Raw genomic sequence first — 12,090 nt, 5'->3', positions numbered from 1 at the left:
GTCATCGCCCTGTCTCCGCGGTGTTCACGGTAGCCAGGCGCCGGTTGTACTGGATCACCTCGTACTTCTGGTCTCCGGTGACCACAACCTCCGAGCGCGTAGGTGTGGCGGGGAAGAAGTCGTCGGCCTCCACCGGTGTGCGGGCGGCTACATACGCCTGCCCCTGGGGGAACGTGTACATGGTGAACCGTGTCTGTGCCGAGACCGGCAGTCCCTGGGGGTACTCGTCGGCGCGGGGGTAGGCCGTCGTGTAGAGGGCGACCGACTTGGCCCCGCTCGCGGGACGGACGATTCGCGCGTTCGGAGCGGGGCGGGTGTTCTCGCCCGCCGGGTTGTGAATCCACCCCTTCTGCCCACCGAACCAGATGGCTGTCCAGTCCCCTCTCACGTCGGCGACCACGAACTCCTGCCCCCACATCGCGGTGGATCCCCAGTCGTCGATGCGGTCGGTTCCCGACGAGCCGTCCGGACGGAGGGCGAGGTCGGAGACGAGCGGGGCGTCGTCGCGCGGCTCCGTGCGGACGTACAGGAAGTTCGAGGGCTGTGTCTGGGTCCGGCACGTCGGGGCGCACACCGTCACCGGCTGTGCGTTCTTGCTGTACGTCGGGGCGATCGTGACCGCCTGTCCGATTCCGATGTTCCCGCCCGTCTTTCCTGCCTCGGCCTTGCTCTCCTGGCGGTGATCGGCGGTCAGGAGAGCCATGAACTTCTCCCAGTCCCAGTAGGGGCCGGGGTCCCAGTGTGCGTCCGGCGCGCGCGCCGGCCTCGGCGGAAGGACGTTGTCGTGTCCGATGATGTGCTTGCGGTCCAGTGGGACGTCGAAGCGCCGCGCCAGGTAGAGCACCAGCGCGGCAGTCGCCTTGTACTGGGCCGGAGTGAACCAGGTCGGCCCCTGGGCGGCGTATCCCTCCATCTCGATACCGACGCCGTGCAGGTTGACCCAGTAGTTTCCGGCGTGGAATGCGATGTCCTTGGTGGCAACCATCTGCGTTGCCTCACTGCCGTCGGCCTTCATCACGTAGTGCGCGGAGACCCCGCTGGCGGGGTCCTGGAACCAGCTGACTCCCCCGTCGTAGGAGCCTTCGAGATCATGGATGACGATGAAGTCGACGCCCATGCCGTTCGAGTTCCGCGAGGACACCTGGTAGTTCGAGGCAGCGGCGGGTGCGAACCGGCAATGCAGCTCGCTGGGGCACTCCGGCGCCGTCGCCGCGGCCGACGTCCGCAGCCCCAGGGACGCGAGCTGTGACCTCGTCGGGCGGACGGTCGGCGTCTTCGGCAGCGACACCCTCTGGCCGTCCTTGCGCACCCTCTGCGTGCCGGTGCGGATCGCCTCGAAGACACCATCGGCGAACCGTCCGGCCGTGGCGGTGTCGGCGGCCTGGCTGTAGCGCGCCACAGCCCCGTACCAGCTACCCGGGTCGAGCGGAATCCCGTGGGTGATCTGCCGCTGATACGAGGCGAGCAGTGCCGCGCCGCCTCGAAGGTTCTGCAGTTCGTCCCGCTGGAGAGTCCGGGGCTCGACGCCGATCATCGCGGCGGCAGCCTGCAGGGTGTGCTCGGACGGGTCGTCGGTGCCCGTCGCGTCCACCGGCCCTTCGCCCGGGCGGTGGGCGTACGTTCCTCCGGAAGTCGTGTCCGTCAGGTGCATCGGACCGTAGCCACCCTTGGTGCTGGGGCGGCCCTCGTTGGCCTCCCACCACGAGGACGCGTAGCTGACGCCCAGAAGCACTTCCTCCGGCACACCGAATTCCGCTGCCGCCTGCTCGGCCGCCCGCTCGAAGCCGTCGGGCGGCGCGTCGGAGGGCCGGGCATTCCCAGCAGTGGCACATCCCCAGATGAGGGCTGCCGCCACTCCCACAGCGCCGAGACCCTGGTGCCGCCTGCGTCTTCTGGTCACAGCACGTCCACTTCGCTTTGGCGGTCGTCGTCTGGCCGAGGCTGATGCCGCGGCCGCCACCATCCTTGGGACCGTCGCCTCCCGGTCCCACCGACACGCCGCACCCACGCGGCCGCGTCACCGCACCAGAGCAGTGATCCGACGCGTGGGGACCGGGCAGCCGTCGCCGCCCGGTCCCGTCGCCGCCCCGTCCCGCGTCGCCGTTCGAATCCCGTGCAGCAAGAGGTGGCCTGTGGAGAACTGCGGCTGAGCTTCCCCTCCGACACCGCGGGTTGATCGCCCGCCCGACGGCGTGGCGCTTCTGTCGGTAGCGAGGCCGTCCGGCTTGATGCGCGGCCTTCCCGGCCTGGGACGGGGACGCGGATCTTCTCCCGCCACGGCGAGGAACTGGGTGCAGTCTGCGCCATTGAGTGCGGAGGGCGGCTGCCGCCCTCCGCACTCAAGCGCGGCCTACTGGTGAACCCGCCTCGCGAGCGGCCCAGGTCCTCCGCTCCAGCACCAGCCGGGCGACGAGGCTCTCGGTCCCACCCACCGCATCGGCCGCCGCCCGAACCTGTTGGAACAGACGCTCCCAGGTCCCGTCCGCTCACCGCATGCGGTGGCGTTCGTACACGGTCTTCCATGGGCCGGACAAGTCCCAAGGCCTGTCGTGTGGATCAGGCCGGGATGCGGGTCCCTGCGCCGCCGACCCTGATCCGCCGGTCACCCGCCCGCAGTTCCACCGTCAGGACGCCGGGGCGTCCCATGTCCTCCCCTTGGTGGAGGGTGAGGACCGTCGCCTCGGGCACGAGTCCGAGTTCACGGGCGTACGCGCCGAAGGCGGCGGCCGCCGCCCCGGTCGCCGGGTCCTCGACCACACCGCCCACCGGGAACGGGTCGCGGACGTGGAAGACCTCCGCAGAGGCGCGCCAGACCAACTGCAGCGTCGTCAGGTCGAGCCGGTGCATGAGGGCCTCCAGGCGGGCGAAGTCGTACGCCAGGCGGGCCAGGCGCTCTCGGCTCGCGGCGGCAAGGACCAGATGGCGGGCGCCCGCGAAGGCGATGCGGGGAGGCAGGGCGGGATCGAGGTCGCCGGCCGGCCAGTCGAGCGCGGCGAGTGCCTCTGCCAGGTCATCGGCCGCGATCTCCTCGATGTGCGGCTCGACGCTCGTGAGTGTGGCCCGCAGCACCCCGCCCTCTCGCGTCACGGTGACCGGCACGGTCCCGGCCTGCGTGGTGAATACCAGGTCGCCGGGACCGATGCGCTCGCCGAGGGCCACGGCCGTCGCGACGGTGGCGTGACCGCAGAAGGGCACTTCCGCCTTGGGGCTGAAGTAGCGGATGGTGTACGCACGCCCGGCGTCCGACGCGGCGGAGCCCGCTCCCTCGGACGGCGCTGTCAGGAACGCGCTCTCGCTGTAGCCGACTTCGGCGGCGATCGCCTGCATCTCCTCGTCGCTGAGGCCCGTGGCATCGAGAACGATTCCGGCGGGATTTCCACCCTCGGGATCTTCGGAGAAGGCGGTGTAGCGCAGGACGTCGGGGGTTTCCCGTGCGGAGGTCATGCCGGGGCAACGTCGAGGATCCCCGGGTTGGTTCCCCAGACAGGGACCCTCTCGGAGCTCCGCTCCGCGGTCACGACCTCGGCAATCTCGGCTTACGTCCGGATCGTGAGGCGACCGTCCTCGCCCAGGTGCTCGTCGCCGCCCACAGGGTATGGCTCCGACGAGCACCGGCGGCCTCGGGCGGCTGACCCGCGCGCCACGGCCGACGGGGCGGCCCCGGAGGCGCGACCGGCGTCAGCGGTCGTGCGCCGTACCGTCCTCCTGAGAAGCCGGGCCCTTTCGGATGACAGGGCAGGCGCCCCTCCCGGCCTCGACAGGAGTGGAGTATGCCGGCGCGCCGAGCTGGTCCAGGATCTCGTCGGCGAGCAGATCCTGCGGGCCCTTGAGCGCATCGGCGGCCGCCCGGTCCGAAGGAAACACCAACTCGGCCGCGATGTTGTCCTGCACGATCCGGGCGAGGTTGTCCAGGGCCACGAAGACCGGGTCCGAGAGCGGCTCGGCGGCCGGCAGGTCGATCAGGTGGGTGGCCACCTTCGCCGGGTTCATGCACGGCCTGATGATGATCGAGTTCTGGTTCAGTTCGGACGTGGCCCACTGGGACAGCACGACCGTGTACAGGTCCTGCCACGCCTCCTCACCGATCCGGGTCCGCCACTTCCGCAGGATGCCTTGCACGCCCGCGATCTGGGCCTCGGCCGCGTACCTCATGTTGGTACGGATGCCCGCGTACACGCTGGAGGAGAAGTCCTCGAACGACCTGATGTCGAAGGACCGGGCCGCGGTGGAGACCTCGATGAACGAGAGCGCGCCGTCGAGTACCCGCGCGCACGAGACCACCATCTCCGGCGGGATGCCGGCCTGGTCGAGCTGGCGCCGTGCCCTGGCCAGCGTGTCGGCGTACTGCCGGAGCGGTGCGATCCAGTCGGTGGTCGCGGTGTCCTTGAACGCGACCATGGCGAGGTCGTGCGCGTCGATTCGGTCCGCGCCGGGGACGTTCGGAACCCTGTCGCTCAGGTGGGGCGCGATGATCGAGAAGACGCCGAGCGGCACATGGCTGACGGACTTCGCGAGCTCGAACACCTCCCCGACGGGATGCAGCGACTCCTGCGTGCCGTCATGGACGAGGGTGAACCTTCCGCCCCTGGCGTCGTTCTGGACCACGAGGACGGGACTGAGCTGCGCGATCAGATCCGACTTGAGCGCGGCGTAGTGCGACCGCATACCGCTGTTGACCGCCACGATCGCGTCGCGGGCCCGACCGCACCGAACGGCCGGGGTGCTGGGACGTGCCCCACTGCCGGCCTCGGCCGCCGCCGGTGGGGCCGCGAGGCCCGCCATGACGCCGGCCGCGGTGGTACGGCCGAGGAAGCTTCTGCGCGTGGTCATTCTCCGCCTTCCGTGAGGGCCCACTCGCCGAGCGAGGGGCGGGGAACACGAAGTCGACGGCGCGCGGCCCTCCCTCCCCGCGGGGAAGACACCGACGCGCCGGTGTTCCCGGCAGACGAACAACGATCCCGAGCACCCACGCGCATCGGGTTGTCTCGTATCGGATGCGCATGGGGTTGTCTCGTATCGGTTGTGCGGCGGTCTTTGACGCGGCCGGGGCTCCCATCGAGGGCCCTGGTCGTGGGGTCGGCGACCAGGGGTAGCCGGCCTGCACCTTCGCGAACAGCTCACGGAGCTTGAGTTCGGTGTTGGGCAGACGCGCCTCATCAGGTGTCCGTCGACGCCTCCGGGGCCGTTGGCACCAGCAAGGGGAAAGCCGTTGTTTTCGTGCACCGGCGCGGTGAGGATGGCCCGTAAGCGGAGTACCGTGATATCGACGCCCCGTCCAATCTCGGCCTGCGCCCGCCGGCTCCCGATACCATGCCCGACTGCTACAAGCTTGCCGGAGCGTTGCGCGAGATCGGGATCATGAGACGGCTCGGGGCGTGTGAGGGCGGGGTGGTGGTGCCGCCCCGGTACGACCGCGGCAGTTGGCGGGAGGGTGACGGGGTGTTCAACGCGGCGGCCCTCGCCACGTACGCCGTCCGTCTCGCCGACCGGATCGAACGCCATGTGTCGGCCGGTGACTTCACGCTCGTCCTGGGCGGGGACTGCTCGATCCAGCTGGGTGCCGCGCTCGCTCTGCGTCGGCTCGGCCGTTACGGCCTTGCCTCCGTCGTCGCCTCCCCGGACTTCCGCAACCCGGGAAACTCGGACCGGATCGGCGCGGCCGGCGGCGAGGAGCTTGCCCTGGCGACGAGCTGACCGCTCTCCTCCGCCCGCTCGTCCGCTCACCGCGCTGCGTCGGTCTCAACGTCACCATCTACGACCCCGACCTCGACCCCGAGGGCACTGCCGGCGCGCTGCTCACCGACCTCGTCGTGGCCGAGCTCGGCGACAGCTGACGTCGCGCCACACCGGGCAGGGCTGTGCCGTCGGCATGCGGCTCAGGCCAGCACCGTTCCTGCCTGCGACGCGTGCCGGCAGGCTCCGCTGGAACTGGGGGCTTGGCGAACCGCGCCTGGTGCCCGTCCCCAGCGCGCAGCGCTCGTCGATGACAAGCCGCTCTGGACCACTGGACGTTGCGGCCCCGAGACCGGTCGGGTCGTCGGGATTGTCGCGGTCCCGGATACGGAGGAGACGGGCCATGGGATGATCTTGGTCTAACCCGGGCTGTTCGCGGCTGCCTCGTGCACGGCGGTGGCCGTATCTGGATCCGCGGAACGCTGCGGCGCTGCGGAGCCTTCCGCGGGCTTGGACCTTGCCAGCCACAGGCCCGTGAACACGGCGGTGGCCAGAGTGACGGCTCCGGCGGCGAGGAAGGCGCTGTCGAGGCCGGCCTCGAAGGACGCGCCGTCGGATTGGCGGGTGCGGACGACGGCTCCGAGTACTGCTACGCCGAGCACCGCCCCGATCTGCCGGGTGGTGCTGCTTATGCCCGACGCGAGGCCGCCTTCCTGCGGGCTGACCGCTTGGATGGCGGCTCCCGTCAGTGGGGACAGCGTCAGGGCGAAGCCGATGCCGACGGCTCCCAGCCGCCACCACACGTTCCCGTAGCCGGTGTCGGCGTGCACCGTGCCGAGCGCCAGCAGCCCCAGGCCGGCCAGAGCCAGGCCGATGGTGACCACGACGCGGAAGCCGTACCGGGCGGCGAGCCGGCCCGCGTACGGGCTGACGATCACCATGCCGAGGGACACCGGCAGGGTCTGCAGTCCGGCGCGCAGGATCGAGCTGCCCTGGACGTACACGAAGAACTGGGAGAAGAAGAACGACGAGCCCATGAGCGCGAACCCCACCACGATCATGGCGGTGTTGGACACGCTGAACAGGCGCTCCCTGAACAGCCGCAGCGGCAGCATCGGTGCGGGGCGGCGCACTTCGACGGCGACGAAGGCGGCAAGGAGGGTCACCGCGGCGGCGAAGCTTCCCAGGATCACCGGCGACGTCCAGCCGCGGGCACCACCCTCGATCAGCCCGTAGGTGAGCGCACCCACCCAGAGAACAGACAGCACCGTTCCCGGGATGTCGATCGCCGGGGCGCTCGGATTGCGGGTCTCTCCGAGGCTCCGCAGACCGACCAGCAGAAGGGCCGCGCCGATGGGCAGGTTGATGAGGAAGATGGCGGGCCAGCCGAAGGCGTCTGTCAGCACGCCGCCGGCCACGGGGCCCGCGGCCAGACCGATTCCGCTGAATCCGGCCCACAGCCCGATCGCCTTGATCCGTTCTTGCGGCACGGGATGGGCGGCGACGAGCAGGGCGAGCGAGGCAGGGCTCAGCGCTGCGGCTCCGATGCCCTGCAGCACCCGGCCGGCGACCAGCCAGCCGAGCGAGGGCGCGATGCTGCACAGCGCCGACGCGGCGGTGAACACCGCCACGCCGGTCAGGTAGACCCGCTTGCGGCCGAACCGATCGGCGAAGACACCGCCGGACAGCAGCAGCATGGCGACCAGCAGTACGTAGGCGTCGACGATCCATTGCAGACCGGTCAGCTGAGTGTGCAGCCGGTGCTGCATGTCGGGCAGCGCCGCTCCGACGATCGTGTTGTCGAGCAGGACCATGAACTGGCCGAGGCAGGTCACCGCGAGCAGTACGGCCCGGTCTGGTCGACTGCCTACTGCCACAGGCGATACAGCCATGGGGATTCCTCTCCGTCGTCGGTTGCGCCCGGCGCCTCGGTCGGCGCGGGTGGCGAAACACCAGATCACTAACGCAGTCGGCGACTGCGTTAGGTGACTGTAGGGGCGGCGCACCACAAACGCAAGCGGTGACTGCGTTAAGGTGGGGGCATGAACGAGCGACAGCGAGCCCGGCGGCCCGGCGGGCGCAGCGCCCGCATCGGCGCGGAGGTACACCAGGCCGTCACCGACCTGATCAGTGAGCGCGGCTACGGCAACTTCACCGTCGGCGAGGTCGCGGCTCGCGCGGGAGTGGCCGACAGCAGCATCTACCGCCGGTGGGGCAATCTGGAAACCCTGCTCACCGACGTGGCCCTCACCCGCCTCAACGCGCGGTCGCCGATGCCCGACACCGGGAGTCTCGCCGGCGACCTGCGCGCATACGCGGCCCAAGTGGCCCGCGAGATCACCGGACCCGACGGTGTGGCCGTGGTGCGCCTGGCCGTCGCCCTGTCGGGCAACGGTCAGCAGGGGCTGCAGGCCGGCGACGACCTCCGCACCGAACGCATGCGGCAACTGCAGTCCATGCTCGATCGCGCCCGCGAACGGGGCGAGAACGCACCCGACGCGCTCGGCGTGCTGGACCACATCCTGGCCCCGATGTACATCCGCGTCTTGTTCGGCATGGTCCCGCTCACTCCGGACTACGTCGACGGGCTGGTCGACCGAATGCTGTGACCTCACCCCGGCCCCGGGGATCAGCCCTCGGACACGGCGCCAAGGTTGCGCGAGGTGTGCGGCGACGGGCCGGCACCGTGTCGGGCGCGTGTCGGCGGGCCGGCGGGGGTGTCGGTGGTACGTCGGCGATCTGCCGGTGCTCCCTGGAACCGTGGGTGTCGCGTTGCCGCTAGGAACAGCCGCAACCGCCCGCAACAGCTAGGGAGTCCCTTCGCCATGTCGTCCACCTCGTCCTGGAATGTGCAACGCCTGCCTGGTGCCGGTGAGCGCGTCTTCCTGATCACCGGCGGTAACGCCGGCATCGGGTACTTCACTGCCGAGCAGTTGTCGGCTACCGGAGCCACCGTCGTGCTCGGCAGTCGGAGGCCCGACAAGGCGGAGGTCGCCATGGCCTCGATTCGTGCGCGTGTCCCCCGTGCGCGGGTGCGGGCCGTACGGCTGGACCTGGCCGACCTCTCGTCGCTCGAAGCCGCGGTGGAGGCACTGGGGGTGGAGCGCCTTGACGCGGTGGTCCACAACGCGGGCGTCGCGCTCGACGACCCGCCCCGCAGAGAGACGGGGGACGGCCACGAGCTCATGTTCGGCACGAACCACCTTGGACACTTCGTACTGACCCACTGGCTCATGCCACTGCTGTCCGCCGCGCCGGCTGCCCGCGTTGTGACCGTGGGAAGCTTCGCGGCGAAGTCCGAGCGGCTCGACCTCGACGACCTGCAGTCCCGGAAGGACTACCGGGCCAAGCGCACCTACGGACGCTCCAAGCTGGCGCAGATGTACTTCGGCCTCGAACTCGATCGTCGTCTGCGTGCCGCCGACCGTGCGGTGGCGAGCGTGGTGGTCCATCCCGGCGGCGCGCTGGACTCCCTCACCCCGTCGCGACCGCCGGTCCATGTGCGTACCACCGGCGCACGGCTGAGCGCGGCACCTGCCGCCCTTCTCGTCCAGGGCAAGCACGCCGGCGCATGGCCCGCGGTCCGGGCGGTGCTCGACCCGGCCGTATGTGGCGGCCAGCTCTGGGGGCCTCGCGTCTTCGGCTTGCGCGGCGAGCCTCGACGTGAGGCGGTCTGGGACCACCTGGCCGACTCCGCCGTCGCGGCGCGGCTGTGGCACGCGAGCTGTGATCTGACCGGCGTCGACCTCAGCACCGTCTCCGGATAGCTCCGGCCCGCCCCCACCGGGACCGCTCCCTCGTGGGGACCGTGTTCAGGAACGAAGCGTCCCGGTCAGGGCTGCGGAGAGTCGGGACATGGGCCCGGGACGCACCGGGGACGCCTGCGGGAACAGGTGGGCGGGCGTGCCCCGCAGGCCGGGCAGGGCTCCATGGACGGCGGAAGATCCACTCTCCGGTGTCCCTCCGTCCCTTCCCGGGACGTGGGACGGGCCCGGGACGCTCATCGGCGAGCGGATCCGGGGAGCGGAATCACCGCTAGGTTCCTCGGCGTCGGATCGGTACTCGCCGACCGCAACCATCAGCACGCACGTGACTGCACCCCGGAGGTCGACCCGCCCATGAACCTCAAGCGCACACTCGCCACGCTCGGCTCCGTCGCAGCGATGACCGCCGGCCTGATCGGCTTCAGCCCTGCCGCGCACGCGGCCACGCCCGGCTGCACCGACTACGCGATCTACTACAGCGGCTCCACCAATGACTGGTACACGAAGGTCCCGACCATCGGGCCCCAGGGCAGCAACGTCTGCACTCTGCGCGCCGGCGCCAGCGGCATGCAGGTGTACCACCTGCAGGACACCCTGAACTACTGCTACGGGCAGGACGTCGGTGGCATCGACGGCGTCTTCGGCGCGAACACCACGGCAGCCCTCAAGCGCGTCCAGGCCAGCCTCGGCCTCACCGCCGACGGCATCTACGGCCCCCAGACCCGCGACAGGCTGAAGTGGCACTGGAGGAACATGGAGGGGGCTTACAACACCTGCAACACCCTGTCCGGTGCCGGCGCGCACTGACCCATCGGGGAGCGCGGCCGGGCGTCACCGTTCGCGCTCGTGGCTCGGCACCGGATCGTGGGCGACCACCCTGCGTGTTCGGGAGCGTGGTGCCGGGACGTTTCCGCTGGGCGTGGTGGTGGTCACCAGAGGGGCGCACGACCTCGGCCTCGGCCGTGTCGGACGCCCCTCGATCTCGTGGTGACACCGCGGGCAGGTGTCAGCAGGTGACGGTGCCCTTGCGGATCGCGTGTCCGCTCGTGTTGCTGTCGTCCGCCCAGTAGACGGGCTTGGTGCCGCCCGCGCACTCGTCGGCGGCGGCGAGCGCGAAGCCCTCGTTGTTCAGGTTGGCCATGCCGGACGGACGGTTGTAGACGGCGTCCTGGGTGAAGGTGCCGTTGGCACCGATCTTCACGGTCCGGTGCCGGCCGGAGCAGGTGTCGTCGCAGACCAGCCACAGCCGCGCGGCCTGCGGCTCCCACTGGAGCTCCATGACTCCGGACATGCCGCTGCTGATCGTGGCGACCCGGGTGGCGGTGCCGCCGACCTCCAGTACGTAGCCGTGGACCGATCCGGTGCCCTCCACACCGACGAAGAAGACGCCGCCGGTGTGCGCGCCGAAGCGGTTCGGGTCGTAGGCCGCGCCGTTCGACTCGTCCTTGAAGCCCGCCGCGGTGAGCGTGGCGTCCGGGATCCAGGTGATCGCCTCGAAGCCGGCGTTGGAGCCGACGGACGGCAGGCCCGCCGTCAGGTTCCACTCCTTCGTGGCGGTCAGGGAGGTGCCGGTGCCCGTGGTGACGTCGTACCGGAGGACGGACAGGCGGCTGGTGCCGGAGGCGTCGCCGTTGCGCTCGCTCGCCACGAAGGCACCGCCCGCCGCGCCTGCGGCTGTCAGCGTCACGGCCTCGCTGTCGGGGGCGCCGGTGCCGCCGGGGAACCGGAGGGTCTTTCCGGAGGTCCATCCGTTCGCGGTGTCCGGCCGCCAGCCGCCGGAGCCGTCGCGCACCAGCCGCCACAGCTTTCCGGAGTTCTGGGCGCCCCACATCACGGAGCCCTCCTCGTACAGGCCGCTGAGGTCCGAGCCGAAGACATCGGAACCGTCGGCCGTGGCCACGGAGCTGCCGCCGGGCCAGGCCTGGGGACCCGTACCGCCTCCGCCGCAGTTGTTGAGCGCGCCGAGTGTCAGTGCCGTCTGGCCGAACGCACCGGTGCCGTCGGGGCACCGCGACCAGGACGGGGCGGAGTGACTGGTCCACGTGAAGCTGTCGACCAGCGTGCTGCCCCCGGGCAGGTAGAGGCGGGCCTTGTCTCCGGAGCCGAGACCGAACGACGCGGAGACGTCGAACGCCCGGGCGGCACCCGGGCCGACCGTCGTCCCGGAGGGCACGGTGAACTTCGAGCTGTTGTTGTCGTCCTTGAGGACCCAGCCGGAGATGTCGACGGCGGCCGCGCCCTTGTTGAACAGCTCGATCGAGTCGTTGACGCTGCCGGTCGTCACCACCTCGTTGATGCGGATGTCGTCCGCCGGCGCCGCCTGGGCCGCGGGCACGAGCACCAACGCGGCGGCCGTCGTGGAGCCGGCCACGACCAGGCGGAGCGCGGCGCGGCGGAAGAGGGCGAGGCGACGACGCTCACGGCGAGCGCGTACTTCGAACACGGTGTCCGTCCCGGGTGGAGAAGGGGTGTGGTGACTGAGCGAGACGAGAGTCCCGGCCGATGCCGAACAGCGCTCGGCATCGGCCCGGTCGCCGGGTGAACGCACGCCGAACGACACGTCGACGATCCGTCCACCACTCAAGGGAACACCGGTGTCCATGGTGAGCGATACCTGACTCCGCCACCACTGACGGCCACCCGGTCGTCCCGC

Annotated in this window: 8 protein-coding genes and 1 pseudogene; 4 read left to right on the top strand and 5 right to left on the bottom strand. The window is 70.7% G+C overall.

The window, feature by feature from the left end; genetic code table 11:
• Window position 1: 1 nt before the first annotated feature.
• The 3 genes from ACN9MM_RS38840 to ACN9MM_RS38830 all read right to left on the bottom strand — a co-directional run bounded on the left by ACN9MM_RS38840 (window position 2) and on the right by ACN9MM_RS38830 (window position 4,830).
• On the bottom strand, window positions 2-1,963 hold the full coding sequence (locus ACN9MM_RS38840; protein ID WP_426368536.1) for an N-acetylmuramoyl-L-alanine amidase: 1,962 nt from the start codon (window positions 1,961-1,963) through the stop codon (window positions 2-4).
• 593 nt (window positions 1,964-2,556) lie between these two features.
• Window positions 2,557-3,444 (bottom strand): PhzF family phenazine biosynthesis protein, encoded by an 888-nt coding sequence (locus ACN9MM_RS38835; RefSeq protein ID WP_426368535.1) that lies wholly within the window; start codon window positions 3,442-3,444, stop codon window positions 2,557-2,559.
• A gap of 234 nt (window positions 3,445-3,678) precedes the next feature.
• Complete coding sequence (locus ACN9MM_RS38830; RefSeq protein WP_426368534.1) at window positions 3,679-4,830, bottom strand: twin-arginine translocation signal domain-containing protein; 1,152 nt, start codon at window positions 4,828-4,830, stop codon at window positions 3,679-3,681.
• Between the two features lie 432 nt (window positions 4,831-5,262).
• Between ACN9MM_RS38830 and ACN9MM_RS38825 the strand changes: the two are divergent.
• A pseudogene (locus tag ACN9MM_RS38825) lies at window positions 5,263-5,834 on the top strand (hypothetical protein).
• A 258-nt stretch (window positions 5,835-6,092) separates the two neighbouring features.
• Here ACN9MM_RS38825 and ACN9MM_RS38820 read toward each other — a convergent pair.
• Complete coding sequence (locus tag ACN9MM_RS38820; RefSeq protein WP_426368533.1) at window positions 6,093-7,565, bottom strand: MFS transporter; 1,473 nt, start codon at window positions 7,563-7,565, stop codon at window positions 6,093-6,095.
• A gap of 150 nt (window positions 7,566-7,715) precedes the next feature.
• On the opposite strand from ACN9MM_RS38820, the gene ACN9MM_RS38815 reads away from it, so the two are divergent.
• From ACN9MM_RS38815 to ACN9MM_RS38805, 3 genes are all read left to right on the top strand, one after another.
• Window positions 7,716-8,282 carry a TetR/AcrR family transcriptional regulator gene (locus tag ACN9MM_RS38815; protein ID WP_426368532.1) on the top strand — a complete coding sequence of 189 codons (567 nt, stop codon included), beginning with the start codon at window positions 7,716-7,718 and terminating at the stop codon, window positions 8,280-8,282.
• 216 nt (window positions 8,283-8,498) lie between these two features.
• Complete coding sequence (locus ACN9MM_RS38810) at window positions 8,499-9,440, top strand: SDR family NAD(P)-dependent oxidoreductase (protein ID WP_426368531.1); 942 nt, start codon at window positions 8,499-8,501, stop codon at window positions 9,438-9,440.
• 351 nt (window positions 9,441-9,791) lie between these two features.
• On the top strand, window positions 9,792-10,244 hold the full coding sequence (locus ACN9MM_RS38805; RefSeq protein ID WP_426368530.1) for a peptidoglycan-binding domain-containing protein: 453 nt from the start codon (window positions 9,792-9,794) through the stop codon (window positions 10,242-10,244).
• 199 nt (window positions 10,245-10,443) lie between these two features.
• On the opposite strand, the gene ACN9MM_RS38800 is transcribed toward ACN9MM_RS38805, so the two are convergent.
• A complete protein-coding gene (locus tag ACN9MM_RS38800; RefSeq protein ID WP_426368529.1) occupies window positions 10,444-11,880 on the bottom strand; it encodes a lamin tail domain-containing protein in 1,437 nt (478 codons plus the stop codon).
• Window positions 11,881-12,090 lie beyond the last annotated feature (210 nt).

It is taken from the genome of Streptomyces sp. E-08, assembly GCF_049913095.1.
Taxonomy (GTDB): domain Bacteria; phylum Actinomycetota; class Actinomycetes; order Streptomycetales; family Streptomycetaceae; genus Streptomyces.
The sequence above is the reverse complement of the archived record's forward strand: the minus strand, read 5'-3'. Positions and strand labels throughout refer to the sequence as shown.

What these genes read in the sequence shown, in the direction of transcription:
- ACN9MM_RS38840 (WP_426368536.1), bottom strand. Translation starts at nt 1,963, where the DNA reads ATGGTGGCGGCCGCGGCATCAGCCTCGGCCAGACGACGACCGCCAAAG.
- ACN9MM_RS38835 (WP_426368535.1), bottom strand. Translation starts at nt 3,444, where the DNA reads ATGACCTCCGCACGGGAAACCCCCGACGTCCTGCGCTACACCGCCTTC.
- ACN9MM_RS38830 (WP_426368534.1), bottom strand. Translation starts at nt 4,830, where the DNA reads ATGACCACGCGCAGAAGCTTCCTCGGCCGTACCACCGCGGCCGGCGTC.
- ACN9MM_RS38820 (WP_426368533.1), bottom strand. Translation starts at nt 7,565, where the DNA reads ATGGCTGTATCGCCTGTGGCAGTAGGCAGTCGACCAGACCGGGCCGTA.
- ACN9MM_RS38815 (WP_426368532.1), top strand. Translation starts at nt 7,716, where the DNA reads ATGAACGAGCGACAGCGAGCCCGGCGGCCCGGCGGGCGCAGCGCCCGC.
- ACN9MM_RS38810 (WP_426368531.1), top strand. Translation starts at nt 8,499, where the DNA reads ATGTCGTCCACCTCGTCCTGGAATGTGCAACGCCTGCCTGGTGCCGGT.
- ACN9MM_RS38805 (WP_426368530.1), top strand. Translation starts at nt 9,792, where the DNA reads ATGAACCTCAAGCGCACACTCGCCACGCTCGGCTCCGTCGCAGCGATG.